General features: G+C 71.2%; 23 protein-coding genes and 1 riboswitch. Of the genes, 14 read left to right on the forward strand and 9 right to left on the reverse strand.

The window, feature by feature from the left end; genetic code table 11:
• Positions 1-170 precede the first annotated feature (170 nt).
• The 5 genes from ABZY45_RS04235 to ABZY45_RS04255 all read left to right on the forward strand — a co-directional run bounded on the left by ABZY45_RS04235 (position 171) and on the right by ABZY45_RS04255 (position 5199).
• Complete coding sequence (locus ABZY45_RS04235; protein ID WP_356735903.1) at positions 171-890, forward strand: lysophospholipid acyltransferase family protein; 720 nt, start codon at positions 171-173, stop codon at positions 888-890.
• Between the two features lie 60 nt (positions 891-950).
• Positions 951-2186, forward strand: a complete 1236-nt coding sequence (locus tag ABZY45_RS04240) for a DUF5931 domain-containing protein (protein ID WP_356735905.1) — start codon at positions 951-953, stop codon at positions 2184-2186.
• Positions 2183-2875, forward strand: coding sequence for a response regulator transcription factor (locus ABZY45_RS04245; protein ID WP_356735907.1), 693 nt, complete (start codon positions 2183-2185; stop codon positions 2873-2875). Before ABZY45_RS04240 ends, ABZY45_RS04245 begins: the two co-directional genes overlap by 4 nt.
• A 168-nt stretch (positions 2876-3043) precedes the next feature.
• Entirely contained in the window at positions 3044-4081 is a 1038-nt protein-coding gene (locus ABZY45_RS04250) for a 6-phosphofructokinase (protein ID WP_356735909.1), read from the forward strand.
• Between the two features lie 113 nt (positions 4082-4194).
• Entirely contained in the window at positions 4195-5199 is a 1005-nt protein-coding gene (locus tag ABZY45_RS04255; protein ID WP_356735911.1) for a 2-hydroxyacid dehydrogenase, read from the forward strand.
• Here ABZY45_RS04255 and ABZY45_RS04260 read toward each other — a convergent pair.
• The 3 genes from ABZY45_RS04260 to ABZY45_RS04270 all read right to left on the reverse strand — a co-directional run bounded on the left by ABZY45_RS04260 (position 5196) and on the right by ABZY45_RS04270 (position 7936).
• The gene (locus tag ABZY45_RS04260) at positions 5196-5729 is read right to left on the reverse strand and encodes a hypothetical protein (protein ID WP_356735913.1); all 534 of its coding nucleotides are present in this window, start codon (positions 5727-5729) and stop codon (positions 5196-5198) included. The two genes, ABZY45_RS04255 and ABZY45_RS04260, sit on opposite strands and share 4 nt — an antisense overlap.
• A 125-nt stretch (positions 5730-5854) precedes the next feature.
• Positions 5855-7783 (reverse strand): anthranilate synthase family protein, encoded by a 1929-nt coding sequence (locus tag ABZY45_RS04265; protein WP_356735915.1) that lies wholly within the window; start codon positions 7781-7783, stop codon positions 5855-5857.
• A gap of 96 nt (positions 7784-7879) precedes the next feature.
• Entirely contained in the window at positions 7880-7936 is a 57-nt protein-coding gene (locus ABZY45_RS04270; RefSeq protein WP_124277238.1) for a trp operon leader peptide, read from the reverse strand.
• Between the two features lie 103 nt (positions 7937-8039).
• Between ABZY45_RS04270 and ABZY45_RS04275 the strand changes: the two genes are divergently transcribed.
• Both ABZY45_RS04275 and ABZY45_RS04280 read left to right on the forward strand, forming a co-directional pair.
• The gene (locus ABZY45_RS04275) at positions 8040-9386 is read left to right on the forward strand and encodes a class II 3-deoxy-7-phosphoheptulonate synthase (protein ID WP_356735917.1); all 1347 of its coding nucleotides are present in this window, start codon (positions 8040-8042) and stop codon (positions 9384-9386) included.
• A gap of 159 nt (positions 9387-9545) precedes the next feature.
• A complete protein-coding gene (locus ABZY45_RS04280) occupies positions 9546-9818 on the forward strand; it encodes a (2Fe-2S)-binding protein (protein WP_356735919.1) in 273 nt (90 codons plus the stop codon).
• 48 nt (positions 9819-9866) lie between these two features.
• Here the strand turns inward: ABZY45_RS04280 and bfr are convergent, their stop codons facing one another.
• The gene (gene bfr / locus ABZY45_RS04285; RefSeq protein WP_007451289.1) at positions 9867-10346 is read right to left on the reverse strand and encodes a bacterioferritin; all 480 of its coding nucleotides are present in this window, start codon (positions 10344-10346) and stop codon (positions 9867-9869) included.
• 153 nt (positions 10347-10499) lie between these two features.
• On the opposite strand from bfr, the gene ABZY45_RS04290 reads away from it, so the two are divergent.
• Complete coding sequence (locus tag ABZY45_RS04290; protein WP_356735921.1) at positions 10500-11132, forward strand: sulfite oxidase-like oxidoreductase; 633 nt, start codon at positions 10500-10502, stop codon at positions 11130-11132.
• 49 nt (positions 11133-11181) lie between these two features.
• Here the strand turns inward: ABZY45_RS04290 and ABZY45_RS04295 are convergent, their stop codons facing one another.
• From ABZY45_RS04295 to thiO, 5 genes are all read right to left on the reverse strand, one after another.
• Positions 11182-12039 (reverse strand): deoxyribonuclease IV, encoded by an 858-nt coding sequence (locus ABZY45_RS04295; RefSeq protein WP_356735923.1) that lies wholly within the window; start codon positions 12037-12039, stop codon positions 11182-11184.
• A 23-nt stretch (positions 12040-12062) separates the two neighbouring features.
• A complete protein-coding gene (gene pknB / locus ABZY45_RS04300) occupies positions 12063-13988 on the reverse strand; it encodes a Stk1 family PASTA domain-containing Ser/Thr kinase (RefSeq protein ID WP_356735925.1) in 1926 nt (641 codons plus the stop codon).
• Positions 13989-14115: 127 nt separating this feature from the next.
• Positions 14116-14910 carry a thiazole synthase gene (locus ABZY45_RS04305; protein WP_356735927.1) on the reverse strand — a complete coding sequence of 265 codons (795 nt, stop codon included), beginning with the start codon at positions 14908-14910 and terminating at the stop codon, positions 14116-14118.
• Positions 14911-14912: 2 nt separating this feature from the next.
• On the reverse strand, positions 14913-15179 hold the full coding sequence (gene thiS, locus ABZY45_RS04310) for a sulfur carrier protein ThiS (protein ID WP_356735929.1): 267 nt from the start codon (positions 15177-15179) through the stop codon (positions 14913-14915).
• Entirely contained in the window at positions 15176-16372 is a 1197-nt protein-coding gene (gene thiO, locus ABZY45_RS04315; protein ID WP_356735931.1) for a glycine oxidase ThiO, read from the reverse strand. Before thiO ends, thiS begins: the two co-directional genes overlap by 4 nt.
• Positions 16370-16482, reverse strand: a riboswitch (TPP riboswitch). Its footprint overlaps the gene before it by 3 nt.
• Positions 16483-16533: 51 nt before the next feature.
• Here thiO and ABZY45_RS04320 point away from each other — a divergent pair.
• The 6 genes from ABZY45_RS04320 (at position 16534) to ABZY45_RS04345 (ending at position 21370) form a co-directional block, all read left to right on the forward strand.
• Positions 16534-16875: a hypothetical protein gene (locus tag ABZY45_RS04320; RefSeq protein WP_356735933.1), complete on the forward strand. Its 342-nt coding sequence runs from the start codon at positions 16534-16536 to the stop codon at positions 16873-16875.
• Between the two features lie 28 nt (positions 16876-16903).
• The gene (locus ABZY45_RS04325) at positions 16904-18142 is read left to right on the forward strand and encodes an FAD-dependent oxidoreductase (RefSeq protein ID WP_356735935.1); all 1239 of its coding nucleotides are present in this window, start codon (positions 16904-16906) and stop codon (positions 18140-18142) included.
• A gap of 62 nt (positions 18143-18204) precedes the next feature.
• Positions 18205-18570: an Rv2175c family DNA-binding protein gene (locus ABZY45_RS04330; RefSeq protein WP_145802125.1), complete on the forward strand. Its 366-nt coding sequence runs from the start codon at positions 18205-18207 to the stop codon at positions 18568-18570.
• A gap of 119 nt (positions 18571-18689) precedes the next feature.
• A complete protein-coding gene (thiE, locus tag ABZY45_RS04335) occupies positions 18690-19340 on the forward strand; it encodes a thiamine phosphate synthase (RefSeq protein WP_356735937.1) in 651 nt (216 codons plus the stop codon).
• Positions 19341-19475: 135 nt separating this feature from the next.
• A complete protein-coding gene (metF, locus tag ABZY45_RS04340) occupies positions 19476-20393 on the forward strand; it encodes a methylenetetrahydrofolate reductase [NAD(P)H] (RefSeq protein ID WP_356735939.1) in 918 nt (305 codons plus the stop codon).
• Between the two features lie 50 nt (positions 20394-20443).
• Positions 20444-21370: a hypothetical protein gene (locus tag ABZY45_RS04345; protein ID WP_356735941.1), complete on the forward strand. Its 927-nt coding sequence runs from the start codon at positions 20444-20446 to the stop codon at positions 21368-21370.
• Positions 21371-21394 lie beyond the last annotated feature (24 nt).

Raw genomic sequence — 21394 nt, forward strand, 5'->3', positions numbered from 1 at the left:
GACCGGACCGACACCGACCAGGGCCGTCACCGCCCCAGCGGGGCCACCCGCCCGGGGCATGCGTGGGACGGTCCCCCCGGGGGCCCGCCCGAGGCGGTCTCCGTGCCGGGCGGGAGGGGGCGCTGCCCCACAGGTTAAGGTCTGTCGACAGCACACAGGAGGCACCCGAGTTGATCTACGGCGCAATGAAGTTCTCCATCGGCGGGTCCCTGAAGCTCGCCTTCAGGCCGTGGGTGGAGGGCCTGGAGAACATTCCCGCGCACGGGCCGGCGATCCTCGCGAGCAACCACCTGTCGTTCTCGGACTCCTTCTTCCTGCCGGCGGTGCTCGACCGCAAGGTGACCTTCATCGCCAAGTCGGAGTACTTCACCTCGCCCGGCGTGAAGGGCAAGCTCACCGCGGCCTTCTTCAAGGGCGTGGGCCAGCTCCCGGTGGACCGCTCGGGCGCCAGGGGCGCCGGGGACGCGGCCATCAGGGCGGGCATCCAGGTCATCGAGAGCGGCGGGCTCTTCGGCATCTATCCCGAGGGCACCCGTTCGCCCGACGGGCGGCTCTACCGGGGCAAGCCCGGCGGCCTCGCGAGGGTGGCCCTCGCCACCGGTGCGCCCGTCATCCCGGTGGCGATGATCGACACGGAGAAGATCCAGCCCCCGGGCCAGCTGGTGCCCAGGCTGATGCGCCCGGGCATCAGGATCGGCGAGCCCCTGGACTTCAGCCGCTACCACGGCATGGAGGGGGACCGGTTCATCCTGCGCTCGGTGACCGACGAGGTCATGTACGAGATCATGAAGCTGTCCGGCCAGGAGTACGTGGACGTCTACGCGACCGCGGCCAAGCGCCGGATCGCCGAAGAGGCGAAGCAAAAGGGAACGGATCGGCCGGGCGCGTGAGCGCGCCGCCAACCCTCCGGGGCGGGCAGCACGGCAGGGGCGGGAACCGGGGGAGGGGACATGGCCGGACGCGTACGGGTCGTACGGATGTCGGTGGAACAGCCGCTGTGGCGGGCGCTGACCGCGTACCGCGTGCTGACGCTGGTCTACGCGGCACTGCTCGCGGGCTTCGGCAGCGAGAAGTTCGAGCGGCCCTGGGTGGTCGTCGCCTACCTGGCGTTCCTCGCCCTCTGGACGCTCGTCACGCTGCCCAGGGTGGCCACCGCGGCGAGCTGCACCAAGCGGTTCCTGGGCCTGGACCTCGTCGTCGCCCTCATCGGGATCCTGCTGACACCCCTGGCGGACTTCGACGCGCAGCATGTCGACGGGCCGACACTCCCCTCGATCTGGACCGCGGGCTCCGTCCTCGCCTTCGCGCTCAAGGGCGGCTGGCGCTGGGCGGCCTTCGCCTCCACGCTCGTGGCCGTCGCCAACATCATCGAGCGCGGTGAGCCCAGCGAGGACACCTTCCACAACGTCCTGCTGGTCTGGGTCGCGTCCATCGCCATCGGGTACGTCGTCGAGGTCGCCCGCGCCAGTGAACGAACCCTGGCGCGCGCCCTCGAGATCGAGGCCGCCACCCGGGAGCGGGAGCGGCTGGCCCGGGACATCCACGACAGCGTGCTGCAGGTCCTGGCCATGGTCCAGCGACGCGGTACGGCCCTGGGCGGCGAGGCGGCGGAGCTCGGCAGGATGGCGGGGGAGCAGGAGGTCGCCCTGCGCACCCTGGTCTCCAGCGGTCTGGTGCCCGCGACCCGGGTCTCCGAGGACAGCGCCGAGGGCGCGGTCGTCCGCGCGGTGGACACCGGGGAACCGGAACGCGCCGACGAGGACGAGCAGGCCCCGTGCGACCTGCGCTCCCTGCTCGCCGTGCACGCGGGTTCCCGGGTCGTCTTCGCGGAGCCCGGAGCCCCGGTGCTGCTCCCGGCCGCGGCGGCGCGTGAACTCGCCGCGGCGGTGAGCGCCGCACTGGACAACGTGCGGGTCCACGCGGGGCCGGAAGCCCAGGCGTGGATCCTGGTGGAGGACGAGCCGGACGCGGTGATCGTCACGGTCCGGGACGACGGGCCGGGCATTCCGGAGGGGCGGCTCGACCAGGCGGAGGAGGAGGGCAGGCTCGGAGTCGCCCTCTCCATCCGCGGGAGGCTGCGCGATCTGGGCGGCACGGCAGAGCTGATCTCGGTCCCCGGCCAGGGCACCGAGGTCGAGTTGAAGATTCCGAAGGTTTCACGGGGGAAGGCAGGATCGGCCCGATGAGTACACCGAACACGCAGGCGTCCGAGGAACGGCCCATCAGGGTGATGGTGGTCGACGACCACCCGATGTGGCGCGACGCCGTCGCCCGCGACCTGACCGAGTCCGGGTTCGACGTGGTCGCCACGGCGGGAGACGGCCCCGGCGCCGTGCGCCGGGCCAGGGCGGCGGCCCCGGACGTCCTGGTGCTCGACCTGAATCTGCCGGGCATGCCCGGCGTCCAGGTGTGCAAGGAGCTCGTCGGCTCCAACCCCGCGCTGCGCGTGCTGGTGCTCTCCGCCAGCGGCGAGCACGCCGACGTGCTGGAGGCGGTGAAGTCGGGTGCCACCGGCTATCTGCTCAAGTCCGCCAGTACCCAGGAGCTGACCGACGCGGTGCGCGCGACGGCGGCGGGCGACCCGGTCTTCACGCCGGGCCTGGCCGGACTGGTCCTCGGCGAATACCGCCGGCTCGCCTCCGACCCGGTCCCGGCCGCTCCCGACCAGCCGAAGGTCCCGCAGCTCACGGACCGTGAGACGGAGGTCCTGAGACTGGTCGCCAAGGGGCTCTCGTACAAGCAGATCGCCGAGCGGCTGGTCATCTCCCACCGCACGGTGCAGAACCACGTCCAGAACACCCTGGGCAAGCTCCAGCTGCACAACCGGGTGGAGCTGGTGCGCTATGCGATCGAAGCCGGCCTCGACGACGTGTGAGTCCGGGGGTGCGATGTCGCGCGGGGGGAGGCCGCGCCACACGACATCGCGCGGGGCGACAACAGCCGTGCGGCGCAACGGAATTGACAGTCCCGCCCATCCCGAAGTGACCTGGGTCACCATTAGCGTGGCCCGTAGCGAGCTCACTTCGGCGAAGGGATGCTTCCAATGCGGGTCGGAGTACTGACCGGGGGCGGCGACTGCCCCGGGCTCAACGCGGTCATCCGCGCCATCGTCCGCAAGGGCGTGCAGGAGTACGGCTACGACTTCACCGGCTTCCGGGACGGCTGGCGCGGTCCCCTCGAAGGGCGGACCGTGCCGCTGTCCGTGGCCGCGGTGCGCGGCATCCTGCCGCGCGGCGGCACCATCCTCGGCTCCTCCCGGACCAATCCCTTCGATCCCGAGTACGCCGGGCAGGGGGTCCGCCGGATCAGGGAGAGCCTCGCCACGTACGAGGTGGACTCCCTGATCACGATCGGCGGCGAGGACACGCTCGGCGTCGCGGCGAGGCTGTCCGACGAGTACGGCATCAGATGCGTCGGCGTACCCAAGACCATCGACAACGACCTCTCGGCGACCGACTACACCTTCGGCTTCGACACCGCCGTCGGCATCGCGACCGAGGCCATAGACCGGCTCCACACCACTGCCGAGTCCCACATGCGGGTCCTCGTCGTCGAGGTGATGGGCCGCCACGCCGGCTGGATCGCTCTCCACTCCGGCCTGGCGGGCGGGGCCAACGTCATCCTCATCCCCGAGCAGCGCTTCGACACCGATCAGGTCTGCGAGTGGGTCACCTCCCGCTTCCGGGCGAGCTACGCGCCGATCGTGGTGGTCGCCGAGGGTGCGGCGCCCGCGCACGGCGAGGTGATCCTCAAGGACGACTCCCACGACCCGTTCGGTCATGTCCGGCTCTCCGGCGTAGGTGAATGGCTGGCCAAGGAGATCGAGCGGCGGACGGGCAAGGAGGCCAGGACCACGGTCCTCGGTCATGTCCAGCGGGGTGGCACACCCAGTGCCTTCGACCGCTGGCTCGCCACCCGCTTCGGACTGCACGCCGTCGACGCGGTGCACGAAGGCGCCTTCGGCGCCATGGTCGCCCTGCAGGGCACGGACATCGTGCGGGTGCCGATCGCCGAGGCCACGGCCCGTCTCAAGACGGTCGATCCGGCCCTGTACGCCGAAGCGGAGGTCTTCTTCGGCTGAGTGCCCCCGGCTCGCCCCGCCCGGTCGGCCCCTGTCCGGCCGGGCGGCGCGTGGGAGGTGCGGGCCGTATATTCGCGAGGACCGCCCGCCTCACCCTCCATCCGGGAGACGTCGTGGAAATCCTTGCATTCGGTGTGCAGGCCGACGAGAAGCCACTGATCGAGGAGGCCTTCGCAGGCCTGCACGACGTCCGGTGCCTGGACGTCTTCCTGACCGCCGACACCGCTCCGATCGCCGCGGGCTACGAGATCATCTCCACCAGCGTCAACGCGGACCTCGGCGGACCCGTTCTGCAGACCCTCGCGGCAGGCGGCACGCAGATGATCGCGCAGCGTTCCACCGGGTTCAACAACATCGATCTCGACGTCGCCGCACGGCTCGCCCTTCGCGTCGCCCGCGTGTCCTACTACTCCCCTCATTCGGTCGCCGAATTCGCCTGGACCCTGGCCATGGCCGTCAACCGCCGCATCGTCCGCGCGGTGAGCAGGACCCGGGACTTCGACTTCCGGCTCGACGGGCTCCTCGGGCGGGACATGCACGGCCGCACGGCGGGTGTGGTCGGCACCGGGAAGATCGGCGAGGCGTTCACCCGGATCGCCCATGGCTTCGGCATGAATCTCCTCGGCTGGGACGTGGTCGAGAATCCCGCCTGCACCGCGCTCGGCATGAGCTATGTGGACAAGGAACAGCTCTTCGCCGAGGCCGATCTGATCAGCCTCCACGTGCCGCTCCTGCCCGCCACCCAGCACATCATCGGCGAGGAGGCCCTGGCCCTGATGAAGGACGACGCGATTCTGGTCAACTCCAGCCGCGGCGGCCTCATCGACACCCGCGCGCTCGTCACCGAGCTCCGGGACGGCCGCTTCTCCGGTGTGGGGCTCGACGTGTACGAGGCGGAGGCGGGGCTCTTCTACGTCGACAAGTCGCTGGAGGGCATCGACGACGACACCCTGGCCCGGCTCGTCACCTTCCCCAACGTCATCGTGACCTCGCACCAGGCGTACTACACGCGGGACGCCGTGGGACAGATCATCCAGGCCACCGTGCAGAACGTCACCGACTACCTGGCGGGACGCCGCAGCGACAACTTCCTCGTCCCGGCGCCCCCCACCCCCTAGCCGGCCGGGTCGCCGGTGTGGTCCTTCAGGAACGCTCCGGCATAGGCGGCTGCCTCCTCCTTCGTGCCGCAGTGCAGCGCGTCGTCGGCCGTGCCGTGGGTACCGTCCGCTCCCCGCCCGGTCCACCGCCAGCCGCCCGAGGCCGGCTCCAGGAAGAGCTCGGCCGTACCTCCGAACAGCTCGACCCTGCCCGGCTCGGCCACCGCCGCCGGTCTGCTGACCGCGTCGGGCCACTTCTTGCGGGCACCCTGGCGGGTTATGCCCCAGGCGGCCCCCAGCTGTTCGTAACTCGCCCCGTAGGAGCCCGCCGTCCGCGCGGCCTGTCCTGCCAGCCGCGCGACCGCCGCGTCCACCACCTTCCAGCCCTCGAGTACCGACAACGACACCTCGACGGGGTCCGCGGCCCACATACGGTCCTCGGGGAGCCCGGTGTTCCGGGCGCGCAGGGCCGTCGCGAGCGGGGCCAGGGCCTCGCAGAGGGACTTCTCCAGTGCGGTCAGTTCCGTGTGGGTCACCTCGGTCGATGTCATGCCGACAACTTTAGTTACCGCGCTCATATATGGCAACCAAAGTTGTCAATTGGCATATGCCAACCTGGTCGAATCCAGCCGGCCGAACCCAGCCGGCCCTCCCGGGCCGGCCCACCGCCGGTTCCTCAGCCGGGCACCGGCAGTGCCGCCAGCAGCTCGGTCACGATCGTGGAGCCGCGCAGGGTCAGTACCGACTCCGGGTGGAACTGCACCGAGGCGAAGCCCGTGCCCCGCAGGGCGTGCAGCTCCCCTGACGTCCGCTCCCGGCTCACCTCGATGCCGTGCGCGCCGAGCTCCGCGGCCGCCGCGTCGTCGCAGTGCGCGCTGAAGCTGTTGTAGAAGCCGACGGTCTCGGGCCTGCCGAACAGATCGATCCGGGTCTGCGTCCCCTGGTACGGCACCTGCTTCCGTACGATCTCCAGGCCCAGCTCCGCCGCGATCAGCTCGTGACCGAGGCACACGCCCAGCAGCCCGTGCCGGTGCTCCCGCACGAGCTCGGCCGCCATGTCCCTCAGCAGCCGCATCTTCGGGTCCGCGACGTCGCCCGGATCTCCCGGGCCGGGACCCAGGACCACCGGCCCCGTGTGCGCCCGCGCCCTCTCCCGCAGTCCGGGCTCGTCGTAGCGGTGCACCGAGACCCCGAGCCCCGAGGAGCGCAGCAGATGCGCCAGCATCGCCGTGAAGGTGTCCTCGCCGTCCACCACCAGAGCGTGGCCGGACAGGTCACGCGTGCGCTCCTGCATCCGCAGCCAGAAGGGCGCGAGTCCACCGCGGCGGTCGTCCAGGGCCGCCTGCACCCGTGGGTCGGACGCCAGTCGCGGCCGGCCCGCCTCCGCCTCCGGCCTGCCCCGCCTGACACCCAGCGCCGCCAGGACGCCGGCCGCCTTCGCGTGGGTCTCGGCGACCTCGCCCGCAGGATCGGAACGGCGTACCAGCGTCGCCCCCACCGGCACGCTCAGCCTGCCGTCGGCCGAGATGTCCGCGGTGCGGATCAGGATCGGCGAGTCCAGGGTCTGCGCCCCGCCGGGCTCCTGGCGCAGGAGGGCCAGCGCGCCCGCGTAGTATCCGCGGCCTCCCGGCTCGTACCGCTCGATCACCCGGCAGGCGTTCTGCACCGGGGAGCCGGTGACCGTCGCCGCGAACATGGTCTCCTTCAGGACCTCGCGCACATCGAGCGAGGAGCGCCCGCGCAACTCGTACTCGGTGTGTGCGAGATGCGCCATCTCCTTCAGCCGTGGCCCGATCACCACGCCGCCCATGTCGCCGACCGTGCACATCATCTTGAGTTCCTCGTCGACCACCATGGAGAGCTCCTCCGTCTCCTTGCGGTCACCGAGGAACGCCAGCAGGCTCTCGACGCCCGGCCCCTCCTCCGGATAGCGGTAGGTCCCGCTGATCGGGTTCATCACGACCGTGCCGCCGCTCATCCGCACATGTGCCTCGGGGCTGGCCCCTACCAGGGTCCGGCCGCCCTCCGGCCGCCCCTGCGGGGACGCGGCAGCGGCGCCGCCTCCCGTGTGCACGACGAACGTCCAGTACGCGCCTCGCTCGTCGGCGAGCATCCTGCGGAACAGGGCCAGGGCGTCGGCGCGGCTGAAACCGGGGATCTCGCCGCCGAAGGTCCGGCGGATCACGAAGTTCGCGCCCTCACCCCGCCCGATCTCGTCCTCGACGACCCGGCGGACGATCTCCTCGTACTCCTCGTCGGGGACGTCGAAGGAGCCGCCCTCGACGCGCACCGCGTGGCGGGGCAGCCGGGCGAGCACCTCGGCCAGCGGCAGCTCGTACGCCTCGGTGGCGACGAGCACGGAGAGCGGGGTGCCGTCGTCGCGTACGTCGAAGCCGCGCTCCCTGATCTGCCGGAACGGCACCAGCGCCAGCGAGGGCAGGGGCCCGACGGGGATCTCCGCGAGCCGCTCCACCTCCCGCACCTCGCCGATCAGGACCTCGACGGTGTCGTGGTCCCGTCCGGGCGTACGTCTGCGCAGCAGGGCGAAGGGCGGGGCGTCCTCCCCGAGCAGGGCGGACAGGAGATCTGCGGGGCGGTCGGGCATGGGCGTTCCTTCCTGATGGAGGAACGGCTCCCGGCTCCGAAACGCAGAGAAGGCCGCCCCTCGGGCGGCCTTCGCGAAGTCTGTACGCGCGATGAATCAGCGGGCCGCCGGATGAGCGGTCCACCACCAGTTCTGGGTCGTCTGCGCGAACATGGCACGAACCCTAGCGGATGCCGTGGACGAACGAGCGCGCGTCTCATTTGCTGAGCGCCCGGATGGACGCGCCCCGGGACCCCGTAATGTTGGGAGCGTGACCGTGAACGCCAATACCTCCGTCGCCGGTGGCCACACCTGGCGAGACCTTCCCGCGGCGCAGCAGCCCGAGTACCCCGATGCCGAGGCCCTGCGCGAAGCCCTCGCGGACCTCGAGTCGTATCCGCCGCTCGTCTTCGCGGGCGAGTGCGACCAGCTGCGCGCCCGCCTGGGAGCCGTCGCCAAGGGCGAGGCGTTCCTGCTGCAGGGTGGCGACTGCGCCGAGGCCTTCGACGCCGTGTCGGCCGAGCACATCCGCGCCAAGCTGAAGACACTGCTCCAGATGAGCGCCGTCCTCACCTACGCCGCCTCCGTGCCGGTCGTGAAGATCGGCCGGATCGCGGGGCAGTACTCCAAGCCGCGCTCCAAGCCGACCGAGACCCGTGACGGCGTGACGCTGCCGACCTACCGCGGCGACTCCGTCAACGGCTTCGAATTCACCGAGGCCGCCCGTGTCCCGGACCCCCAGCGGCTGAAGCAGATGTACCACGCGTCCGCCTCCACGCTGAACCTGGTCCGCGCCTTCACCACCGGCGGTTACGCCGACCTGCGTCAGGTGCACGCCTGGAACCAGGACTTCGTGAAGTCCTCGCCTTCCGGCCAGCGTTACGAGGCGCTCGCCCGCGAGATCGACAACGCGCTGAACTTCATGAAGGCGTGCGGCACGGACCCGGCCGAGTTCAAGGCGGTCGAGTTCTACGCCTCGCACGAGGCGCTGCTGCTCGACTACGAGTCGTCCCTGACCCGCACCGACTCGCGCACCGGCCAGCTCTACGACACCTCGGGCCACATGGTCTGGGTCGGTGAGCGCACCCGGCAGATGGACGGCGCGCACATCGAGTTCGCCTCGAAGATCCGCAACCCCATCGGGATCAAGCTCGGCCCGACGACCACCGTCGACGAGGCGCTCGGCTACATCGACCGCCTCGACCCCGACCGCGAGCCCGGCCGGCTGACCTTCATCGTCCGCATGGGCGCCGACAAGGTCCGCGACAAGCTCCCCGAGCTCGTCGAGAAGGTCACCGCCTCCGGTGCCACGGTGGTGTGGGTGACCGACCCGATGCACGGGAACACCTTCGAGGCCGCCTCCGGGCACAAGACGCGCCGCTTCGACGACGTCCTGGACGAGGTCAAGGGCTTCTTCGAGGTGCACAAGGAACTCGGCACGCATCCGGGCGGCATCCACGTGGAGCTCACCGGTGACGATGTCACCGAGTGCGTCGGCGGTGGCCACGAGATCTTCGTGGACGACCTGCACCAGCGCTACGAGACGGCCTGCGACCCGCGTCTCAACCGCAGCCAGTCGCTCGACCTGGCCTTCCTCGTCGCCGAGATGTACCGCGATCAGTAGGAATCACCTTGTGTGACGCCCGTGGGGCACGGATCCATGTGATCCGTGCCCCACGGCCGTACCGGGGCTTTTACGGGAGAGGGGTCCCGGGTAAGGTTAGGTTAGCCTCACCGAGACTTCGGGACGGCGCAGCGATCGACCCGTCGGGAGGTGAACCGCATGTACGTCTGCTCCTGCTTCGGCATCACGGAGGACCAGGTCAAGCAGCATGCGGACGGCGGAGCGTGCACACCCCGCCAGATCGCCTCCGCCTGCAAGGCCGGTACCGACTGCGGCGGCTGCGTCCGCAGGATCCAGGCACTGCTCGGCCGGGGGGACTGCCCGCGCCGTGACCTCGTCGAGGGGCGTACGACGCCGACGGGCGCCCCGGCCGGTGCGCCCGTCGCCACCTTCGCCGCCGCGCCGGACGGCAGGCTCTCCGACGCCGCCTGAGGGCCCTCGCGGCCGCATCCGCGGCCCGCGCACGCAGCCCCGGCCGGATCAGCTCTCGGGCTGCTCGATCAGCTGGGCGATGTAGAGCGGCTCGCCGAGCTTCTCGACGAGTTCCAGCTGGGTGTCGAGATAGTCGATGTGGTGCTCCTCGTCCTCCAGGATGGACTCGAAGATGTTCGCCGAGGTGATGTCCCCCTTGCCGCGCATGACCTCGATTCCCCGCTTGAGGCGGTCGATCGCCTCCACCTCGACCTGGCGGTCGGCCTGGAACATCTCGGTGACCGTCTGGCCGACCCGCACGTGGAAGAGCCGCTGATAGTTGGGCAGCCCGTCGAGGAACAGGATCCGGTCGGTGAGAATCTCCGCGTGCTTCATCTCGTCGAACGACTCGGCCCGGGTGTACTTGGCGAGCTTCGTCCAGCCGAAGTTGTCCTGCATCTTCGCGTGCAGGAAGTACTGATTGATGGCAGTCAATTCGGCGGTCAGCTGTTCGTTCAGGAACTCGAGGACCTCGGGGTCGCCCTGCATCGCAGAGGCTCCTTCCACCGTGAACGGGGTACGTGTGCGCGCATCCTCGCATCGCGCCACGCAGCCGTCCAGTAAGTGCACGCTTAGTACGAGTTGCCCGAATCCGCTCTCCCCTGGTCATGACCACCCCTGCCTGTCTGTCACCATGGAGGCATGGGTCATCCGGAAAGCCGGGAACGCGGCACAGCAGAGCAGTCCGGGCTTCCGCCGGGTCAGCGGCTGCAGCGCGGCTGGCCGGTCACCCATTACGGGCCCGTGCCCAAATTCAAGCCCGACCGCTGGGAGTTCCGGGTCTTCGGGGCGACGGCCGACGGGGACAAGCACTGCTGGAATCATCAGCAATTCTCCGCGCTGCCCTTCTCGTCCGTCGAGGCGGATCTCCACTGCGTGACCAAATTCAGCATGCTCGGAGCTGAATGGGGCGGAATCCTGGCCCGCGAGATCGTGGAACTCGCTCCCCCCGCGCCTCAGGTCACCCACGTCATGGTCTGGGCGGAATACGGGTTCAGCTCGAATCTGCGGCTGGCGGACTTCACATCCGACCGAACGCTGTTCGCCACGCACAAGGACGGCGAACTGCTCACCGCGGAACACGGATTTCCGTTGCGTCTCGTGGTGCCGCACCTGTACGCCTGGAAGGGCCCCAAGTGGGTCCGCGGCATCGAGTACATGACCGCCGACCGCCGCGGGTTCTGGGAAGAGCGCGGCTACCACAACATCGGCGACCCGTGGAGCGAGCAGCGCTACTCCTACCAGGAGGAGCCAGGGGACGGCCCCGAGCTCTGACGCCCCCGCACGAGGCGCTTGCCGGGTTCACCCCGGGCGTTCCCGCCGGTCAGCGGGCGTCCCGGAGGTCCTTCAGCCGCGCCACGTCCGCCGCGTGACCTTCCTTGCCGCCGGGCGTCTCGATGATCAGCGGTACGCCCTCGGTCGCCGGGTGTGAGAACAGCTGACGGAACGGCTCGGCGCCTATGTGACCCGCGCCGATGTTCTCGTGCCGGTCCTTGTGCGCCCCCACCACGTCCTTGGAGTCGTTGGCGTGGATCAGCTTCAGCCGGCCCTCACCCACCGTCTCCACCAGCAGATCCAGGGTCTGGCGCATTCCGGTGGGACCGGTCAGGTCGTGCCCCGCCGCGTAGATGTGGCAGGTGTCCAGGCAGATCCCCAGCTTGGGGTGGGAGTCCAGGGCCTCGAAGTACGGGCCGAAGTCCCACGTCCGTGAACAGAGCGACGAGCCCTGGCCGGCGGTCGACTCCAGGAGAAGGAACGGGTCGTCGTCATGGGTCAGCTCGTCCAGCAGTGGAAGCATGTGCGTACGCACCTGGGCGAGGGCATCGGCACGCGGGCGCCCGCCGGTCGCGGACCCGGTGTGCACCACCACACCCAGGGCGCCGATCTCCCTGGCCCGCCGCAGCGAGTGACGCAGGGAAAGCACCGACCGCTCGACCGTGGCCTCCGTGTGCGAACCGAAGTTGATCAGGTACGGAGCGTGGACGTACGCGGGAACGGACTCGGCGGCGCACTCGGCACGGAACAGCTCGTCCTGCGCCGGGTTCCCGGGCGGAGTGGCCCAGCCGCGGGGGTTGGCGACGAAGACCTGCACGGTCTCGGCGGCCAGCTCGCGTGCGTAGCCGAGGCCGACCTTGGCGAGTCCGCCGGCCACGGGCACGTGACCGCCTACGGGATTGCGCATGTGCTGTCAGTCCTCGGTGCTTCTCAGAGGGTCTTGGTCCTGATGGTGATCGTGGAGCCTTCGGCGGCCTTCTCCCCGCCCTCCACCGACTGGCTCCCGACCGTGTCGCTGAACGAGAGGAGCGGGCGGTCGACCTTGACCTCGAACCCCGCCTCTTCCAGTGTGCTCCGCGCCTCGTCTACGTCCTTGCCCGTGACGTCGGGGACCGCGAGCATGCGCGGCCCCTTGGAGACCGTCAGTTCCACGGTGTCGCCCTCCGCTGCCTCCGCGCCGCTGCCGGGCGTCTGCCGCGCGATCTCGCCCTCGGCCTCGGGGGCGTGGACCCGCTCGGGCAGGACCTTCGCCTCGAGACCCGCCTCGTCCAGGGCGGCCTCGGCCTCCTCGACGCCGAGGCCCGTGACGTCGGGGACGTCGACGGGGCTGCCCTTGCTGACCACCAGCGCGACCGCGGAGTCGGGGCGCCGTTCCGTGCCCATGGCCGGGTCGGTGCGGATCACCTCACCCCGGCCGATCTCCTCGCTGAACTCCCGGGTCACCATCCCGGGCGCCAGCCCCGCCTTCTTCAGGTCGCGCCGGGCGTCACCGAGCGAGAGGCCCTCGACGTCGGGCACCTTCACGATCTCCGGGCCACGCGAGATCACGAGCTTCACCGCGTCGTTGTTCCGGATCCGCTCGCCCGAGCCGGGATCGCTGCTGACCACCTTGCCGCGCTCGATCGTGTCGCTGTAGGCACGCTGGACCCCCTTGAGGTCCAGCCCGGCGTCCGAGAGCCGCTGTTCCGCCGCACTCTGGGTCTGGCCCAGGAGGGAGGGGACCCGGGTGAACTGCCCCGAGTTGATGTACCAGACGCCCGCGCCGGCTCCCAGCACGAGCAGCAGCGCGACAAGCGCGGCGTACACCCCGCGACGGCCTCCACCGGCGAAGGGCATCCCACGCCGGACGCGTCCCTGGTCCGGCGCCACGGCAGGGGGCATCTCCAGGCGGCTGGTGTGGTGGGCGGTGCCCTGACCGGCCGGTATCACCCGGGGGATCACGCTCGTACGGTCCTCGCCGGCGTCGCGCGTCTCCGCGAGGGCCTGCGGGGGCATCGCGTCCAGCTGTTCCTCGGTGAGCGCGCCGCGCGCCTCGCGGGACAGCGCGAGGAGGGCCACCGCGTCGTGCGGACGCCCCTCGGGGTCGCGCGCGGTGGCCGCCGCCACCAGCTCGTCCAGGCCGGCGGCCAGGCCGGGGACGGCGAGCGACGGGGGCGGGACGTCCTCGTTGAGGTGCTGGTAGATGACCTGGGCGGCGGTGTCACCGGAGTGCGGCTTGCCTCCCGTGAGCATCTCGTACAGCACCACACCGCAGGCGTACACGTCGGAGCGGGTGTCGGCGGTGCCCTGCTCGATCTGCTCCGGGGCGAGGTAGGAGACCGTCCCCAGGAGCGAGCCGGTGGTGTCCGTGGCGGTGCCCACGGCGCGTACGAGGCCGAAGTCGGCGACCTTCACCCGGCCGTCGTCCCCTATCAGGACGTTCTCCGGTTTCATGTCGCGGTGGACGAAGCCCGCCCGGTGCGCGGCGCCGAGCGCGGCGAGGACCGGCTCCAGGATGTCCAGCGCGGCCCTGGGCTGCAGAGCGCCCCGCTCGCGCAGCACGTCGCGCAGGGTGCACCCCGCGACGTACTCCATCGCCAGGTAGACGTACGCGCCCTGGGCGCCCTGGTCGAACACGCCCACCACGTTCGGGTGGGCGAGCCGGGCGACGGACTTGGCCTCACGGATGAAGCGCTCGACGAACGCGGCATCGGTCGCGAGCGCCGGGTGCATCACCTTGAGGGCCAGCACACGGTCCAGGCGGGTGTCCACGGCCCGGTAGACCGTGGCCATACCGCCGACGGCGATGCGTGCGTCGATGCGATAGCGGCCGTCGAGCAGCTGCCCGACAAGGGGGTCCTGGAGGGTCGTGTCCACGGAGCGAGTCTACGAGCTGCCACGGACACCACGGATGGGCCAGGGGTCCCGGGCAGCCGTTCTGGAGCCGAGCCGTGACAGGGGCATGCACGTGTCGTGACCGGCGGGCCCCCGCGCGCGGGGATCCTCAGAAGGCGGGGCGCTCCGGATCCAGCACGGCCCGGCCGCCGACGGGGGAGGAGGCCTCGGCGAAGTGGCGGCGCGGGATGCGCCCCGCCCGGTACGCCAGGCGCCCGCCCTCCACGGCGTGCCGCATCGCCGCGGCCATCAGCTCCGGTTCCTGCGCCCGGGTCACCGCCGAGGCGAGCATCACGGCGGCGCAGCCCAGCTCCATCGCCAGGGCCGCGTCCGACGCGGTGCCCGCCCCGGCGTCCAGGATCACCGGGACCTCGGCCTGTTCGACGATCAGCTGGAAGTTGTGCGGATTGCGGATGCCGAGGCCCGAGCCGATGGGGGAGCCGAGCGGCATGATCGCCGCGCACCCCACGTCCTGGAGTCTGCGGGCCAGGACGGGGTCGTCGTTGGTGTACGGCAGGACGGTGAAGCCGTCGTCGGCCAGTGTCTCCGCAGCGTCCAGCAGCTCGATCGGATCGGGCAGCAGGGTCCGCTCGTCGGCGACCACCTCGAGCTTGATCCAGTCGGTGCCGAGCGCCTCCCTGGCCAGCCGGGCGGTGAGTACCGCTTCCCCCGCGGTGAAGCAGCCCGCGGTGTTGGGCAGGACCCGGATGGAGAGGCGCTCCAGCACGGAGAGGACGGACCCCTGCACGGTGGGGTCGAGCCGGCGCATGGCGACGGTCGTCAGCTCGGTGCCGGAGGCGATCAGGGAGCGCTCCAGCACGTCGAGGCTCGGCGCCCCGCCCGTTCCCATGATGAGCCGCGACGTGAACGTGGTGGAGCCGAGAGCGAGGAGATCGCCGGACATGGTCAGCCTCCCTGGACCGCGGTGAGCACCTCGACGCGGTCGCCCTCCGCGAGCGCGGTGGCGGCCCACGCGCCGCGCGGGACGACCGCCTCGTTGACCGCGGCGGCGACACCGGAGTGAGCCGAGGTCAGCGTCGCGACCAGGGCGTCCAGCGCGGTGCCCGCGGGGACGGTGCGGGGTTCCCCGTTGACGGAGATCGAGACCGGGACGGTGACGGGTGCGACGGCCGGGACGGCTGTGGCGCTGGGATCGTGCGAGGGCTGTGTCATGCGGGCTGCTCCTGCGGCGCGAGGGCTTCGGGGGATGCGGTCAGGGGGGAACGGCCGAAACGGTGCGGGGCGAAGGGGCGGCCCACCTCGGGCAGCTCGCCCGTGGTCAGCACATGGGCCATCACGTCGCCGGTCACGGGCGTCAGCAGCACCCCGTTGCGGTGGTGCCCGGTGGCGAGATGCAGTCCGGGCATCACGGTGGGGCCCAGCAGCGGCGCGTTGTCGGGCGAGCAGGGCCGCAGCCCGGCCCGCGTCTCCTTCAGCGGGAGTTCGGTGATGCCGGGCACCAGCTCATGGGCGTCACGCAGCAGCTCGTAGACACCTCCCGCGGTCACGGTGGTGTCCCAGCCCATCTCCTCGGTGGTGGCGCCGATCACCAGTTCACCGTCGGCACGCGGCACGAGGTAGACCTGGCTGCCGCGGACGACGGCCCGGACCGTCCTGCTGAGGAAGGGGGCGTACGCCGGAGGCACGGTCAGCCGGAGCACCTGCCCCTTGACCGGACGCACCGGCGGCACGACCGGATCGGGCAGTCCGGCGAGCCGGCCGCTGAGGCTCCCGCCGGCGAGCACGACCTGGCCGGCGGCCAGCTCCGTACCGTCCGCGAGGACCGCGCCGGTCGCACGGCCCCCCGTGGAGGAGAGGCGCTGCGCCCAGGCCCGGTGGAAGATCACCCCGGCCCTCTCGCAGGCCGTGACCAGGGCCGAGGCGAGTCTCCTCGGGTCCACCTGATGGTCGCCGTCGACCCGCAGCCCGCCGCGCACACCGGGCGCGAGCATCGGCTCCATACGCCGGCACTCGCGGCCGCTGAGCCACTCCGACTCCAGCCCCGAACGTTCCTGCAGGGCGTGCAGCTCCCGAAGATGGGCCCGGTCGTCGGAGTCCAGGGCCACCGCCAGCGTGCCGCAGGCGCGGAAGCCGGTCTGCTGCCCGCTCGCCTCCTCCAGCTCGGCCACGAACGCCGGATAGCGCGCCGCTGAGGCAAGACTCAGACCGAGCAGCATCTGCTCGCCGTAGTGGAGTTCGGTGACGGCGGCGAGCATCCCGGCGGCGACCTGCGCGGCGCCGCCGCCGGGTTCCGGGTCGGCCAGCGCGGTGCGCAGACCGCGCTGGGCCGACCGCCACGCGGTCACCAGGCCGATGATGCCGCCGCCGATGACCAGGACGTCGGAACGTCGTGCGGAGATGTGCATGGGCGTCCAGCCCCTCCCTTCGCCGGCATGACCCGGATCAGGTTCGTACGGTCGGAGGCCGGCCAGCCTCCCTCTCAGCCCGGTGCGTCCGGACTCCCGCGAGTGCCTTACGGTGGCCAGCCTAGACCCCACCGCCCGAAGCCAGTAAGGGAGCAGTACCCGTGGCCCGTTCACTCGACGGACTCGTCCTCTCGCCCGTCGCCGACCAGGCCCCGGGGCAGGTCGGCACCCGGACCCGCTTCACCTATCACGAGCGGGACGGCCGTATATGGGCCGAGTACGCGGGCGGTGACGTCGTCCGCGGACACCTCGTCGGCACCCGGCACGCCGACGTACTGGACTTCCGCTACGTCCAGTTGAAGCAGGACGGCACGACGTCCTGCGGGCACTGCGTCTCGACGGTCACGGACCTGCCCGACGGCCGGGTGCGCCTCGACGAGACGTGGGAGTGGGAGTCCCAGGAGGGCCGCGGGACGAGCGTGGTCGAGGAGCTCGCGAGCTGACGTCGTGTCAGGTGGCTAGGGTGGACGGGTGAGCGAGCAGACACAGGACCCGGCGGCGGGAGCCCCGCCACGCGACGTCGTGATCGTCGGCGCGGGCATGGCCGGCGTGCAGACGGCGGTGGCCCTGCGCGAACAGGGCTTCACCGGCGCCGTCACCCTCATCGGGGCCGAACCGCACCAGCCCTACGACCGGCCGCCCCTGTCCAAGGCGGTGCTGCTCGGCAAGGCCGAGGACTCCGCCTTCGACATCGACTTCGAGGCCCTCGACATCACCCTGCGCCTGGGGCTCGACGTGACCGGCCTGCGCGCGGCCGACCACGAGCTGGACACCCCCGAGGGCCCTGTCGCCTACGGCGCCCTCGTCCTCGCCACCGGGGCGGAACCCGTGGTACTGCCCGGCTCCGAAGGTGTGCCCGGCGTGCATCTCCTGCGCACCCTCGACGACGCCGCCCGGCTGCGGCCCGTCCTGGAGCGGCAGCACGACGTGGTGATCGTCGGAGCGGGCTGGATCGGTGCCGAGTTCGCCACCGCGGCGCGCGCGGCCGGCTGTGCGGTGACCGTCGTCGAGGCCGCCGACCGGCCCCTCGCCGGCTCCATGCCCGCCGAGGTCGCCGCCCCGATGGCCGCCTGGTACGCCGAGAGCGGAGCCGAACTCCTCACCGGGGCACGGGTCGCACGCGTGGAGCCGGGGGCCGTCCACCTCACGGACGGCCGGACCGTGCCCGCGGGGGCGGTCGTCGTCGGCATCGGCGCGCGGCCCGCCACGCGCTGGCTGACGGACTCCGGCATCGCCCTCGGGCCGGACGGCTCGGTCACCGCGGACAGCTCGCTGCGCACCTCGCTGCCCGACGTCCACGCGGTGGGCGACTGCGCATCGTTCCCTTCCGCCCGTTACGGGACCCGGCTGCTCGTGCACCACTGGGACAACGCGCTCCAGGGCCCCCGGGCGGTCGCCGCCGCCCTCGCCGACGGGGTGGCCAGGACGTACGACCCGGTGCCCTACTTCTGGTCCGAGCAGTTCGGCCGCTTCGTGCAGTACGCCGGGCACCACGCCGACGCCGACACCCTGCTGTGGCGGGGCGACCCCGCGGACCCGTCCTGGACGGTCTGCTGGCTGCGCGGGGGAGTCCTGGTCGCGGTGCTGGCCGTCAGCAGGCCGCGCGATCTGGCGCAGGGACGCAGGCTCGTCGAGGCCGGGGCCCGGATCGATCCCGTGAAGGCGGCCGACTCCTCCGTACCGCTGAAATCGGCGGCGCTCCCGGAGTAGGCGCGGCCTCGTACGCCCGGCCCGGGTACCAGCTGTCGGTCCGGGATGGCAGGCTTGTCCTTGTGACCGAGATTGACGCAAAGATCGATGCTCTCGTCCCTGCCTGGCTCCACCTTCCCGACATCGCGGAAATGCTCGATGTCGAGGTGACGCGCGTGCGGCAGCTGGTCAAGGAAGGCCAGCTCATCGCCGTACGCCGTGGTGAGAACCGGACGCTCCAGGTGCCTGCCGCCTTCATCGACGGCACCAAGGTGGTCAAGGGTCTCGCCGGGACCCTGACGCTCCTGAGGGACGACGGCTACAACGACGAAGAGATGCTGGAGTGGCTCTTCACCCCCGACCCGACCCTGCCCGGAACGCCGGCGCAGGCCCTGAGCGAGAATCGCGGTACGGAGGTGAAGCGCCGGGCCCAGGCGCTCGCCGTCTGACCGGGCGACCGTGAGTGGGGTGCGGGCCGCGACACACGCGGCCCGCACTCCGCCGTTACCGGCTCGTCCGTCCATCGACGTACCAGTGATCCATCGACGCACCGACGGGGGAATCCATCATGTCCACGCCTCGCTCCCAGCTCTCCGGCGCCCGGCTCTACCTGTGCACGGACGCCCGGAAGCGGCAGGGGGATCTCCCCGAGTTCCTCGACGCGGTGCTGTCCAGCGGGGTCGACATCGTCCAGTTGCGTGACAAGGGCATGGAGGCGGCCGAGGAGCTGGACCACCTGGCGGTGTTCGCCGACGCCTGCAAGCGCCACGGCGCTCTCCTCGCGGTGAACGACAGGGCGGACGTCGCCCACGCCATCGGCTCCGACGTACTGCACCTCGGGCAGGGTGACCTGCCGGTGCCCGCCGCCCGCGCCGTCCTGGGCGGCGGGACCGTGATCGGGCGCTCCACCCACGCGGAGGCCGAGGTCGACGCCGCCGTCGCCGAGGCGGGCGTCGACTACTTCTGCACGGGTCCCTGCTGGCCCACGCCGACCAAGCCCGGCCGGCACGCCCCGGGCCTGGGCCTCGTGCGTTACGCGGCCTCGCTCGGCACGACACGGCCGTGGTTCGCCATCGGCGGAATCGATGCCGGCAACCTGGACGAGGTCCTGGACGCCGGAGCGCGCCGCGTCGTCGTCGTGCGCGCCATCACCGAGGCGGCCGATCCGGCGGCGGCCGCCGAAGCCCTCGCACGGCGCATCAGGGAGCGCTCCAGTTGAACCGGAGGCCCGCCTTCCAGCGGGGCGGGTGACGGGCGAAGGGCAGATGTCCGAGGGGTGGACAAAATCCACCTCATTCCGGACAAATTCCTGTCTCTGGTTGGGGTACCGCCAGGCCCTGGTTAACCTCCCGGTATGGCCCTTGGTACACCTTCCACCAGGACGGATCACGCGCGCACCGTGCGTGAGCTCCTCGCGACCGGCGAGATGTCCTACTCGTTCGAGTTCTGGGCGCCCAAGACCGAGAAGGGCGAGCGGAACCTCTGGAACGCCCTGCGCCGGGTAGAGGCGGTGGGACCGAGCTTCGTCTCCGTGACGTACGGGGCCGGTGGTTCGACCCGTGCCGGGACCGTGCGGGCGACCCAGCAGATCGCCGCGGACTCCACGCTCACCCCGGTCGCCCACCTCACCGCGGTCGACCACTCGATCGCCGAACTGCGCAACATGGTGGGCCAGTACGCCGACGCCGGAATCCGCAACATCCTCGCGGTGCGCGGGGACCCGCCCGGCGACCCGGGGGGCGAGTGGGTCGAGCATCCGCAGGGCGTGCGGTACGCCGCGGATCTCGTGAGGCTCATCAAGGAGGCCGGGGACTTCTGCGTCGGCGTCGCCGCTTTCCCCGAAATGCATCCGCGCTCGTCCGACTGGGACTCCGACGTCAGGCATTTCGTCGACAAGTGCAGGGCCGGTGCCGACTACGCGATCACCCAGATGTTCTTCCATCCGGAGAGCTATCTCCAGATGCGTGACCGTGTGGTCGCCGCCGGTTGCGATACCCCGGTCATTCCCGAGGTGATGCCGCTCACCAACGTGAAACAACTGGAACGATTCGCCCAGCTCAGCAACGCCTCCCTGCCGTCCTCACTGAAAGAACGCATCCTCGCCGCGAAGGACGACCCGGCGGCTGTACGCTCCATTGGCATCGAGTTCGCCACGGAGTTCTGCGCGAAGCTGATCTCCGAGGGTGTCCCGGGGCTGCACTTCATCACGCTCAACAACTCGACGGCGACACTCGAGATCTACGAGAATCTCGGACTGCACAAGCAGTCCTGACCGGCCGTACCCGCCACCAACCGGGGCGGTGGCCGCAGGAGGGGGCGGGCGTGGGCTGGACGGTCCTCTACATCGCATTCGGCATAGTGGCGCTGTGGCTGCTGGGCGAGGTGCTGCTGCAGTACAAGGCGCGGCTGCGCTGGCGCCTGCTCGCCTTCGCGGGCTTCCTCGGTGTCGTCCTGGGTGTGCTCATCCCCTCCGTGCCGGTGATCGCCCTCGGGGCCATCGCCTTCGCGACCGGGCAGACCTATGTGACGCTCTCCTTCCGGCGCGGTTTCTCGACCGGATGGGCCATAGGCGGCAGCCCGGGCGAGAGCCGCCGCCGTCGCGGCGGGGCCGCCCAGGGCGGCGCGAAGCCCACCCTCGAGGTCTCCGGTCTGGAGTACGAAGGCACCCCGGAGCCGCAGGCGGCCCCGTCGGCGGTCTACGAGCCGCAGCCGATGCCGGACGACACCGGGCAGTACGGCGTCTACACCGACGAGCCGCGGACCGGCGGTGACCGGCAGAACCAGCACGGGCAGGACCAGCACGGCGCGCAGCCGCAGTACGCCGCCTACGACCCGTACAACGGCTACGAGCAGCCCGCCCAGGACCCGTATACCCAGGGCGGCTACGAGAGCCAGGACACCTCCCAGGGCCAGGGCACCTACGCGGGGCAGTACGACTACGGCACGGACCAGGCGGGCTACGCGGCCTACTCCGATCCGTACATCGGAACGGGCGGTGCCGCGGGAACCGGGCAGTACCCCTCGTACGACTCCTACGGCGGCGACGGCTACGACTCCTACGGCAACGCGCAGCAGCCGGCCGATCCCTATGCCGAGCAGTACGCCTCCGACACCCCGCCGGGGGGCGTGTGGGTCCCGCAGCAGCGTGAGCGTGAGCAGTACCCCCCGCTGCCTCCCGAGGCCCCCGCGCAGCCCGCCCCGTACGGGAACGGCTACGACACCGGCCAGAACGAGCAGTACCGCTACTGACCCGGCGACCGGCCGGCGCCGGAC

The sequence above is a fragment of the Streptomyces sp. NPDC006516 genome, from assembly GCF_040611875.1.
Taxonomy (GTDB): Bacteria; Actinomycetota; Actinomycetes; order Streptomycetales; family Streptomycetaceae; genus Streptomyces.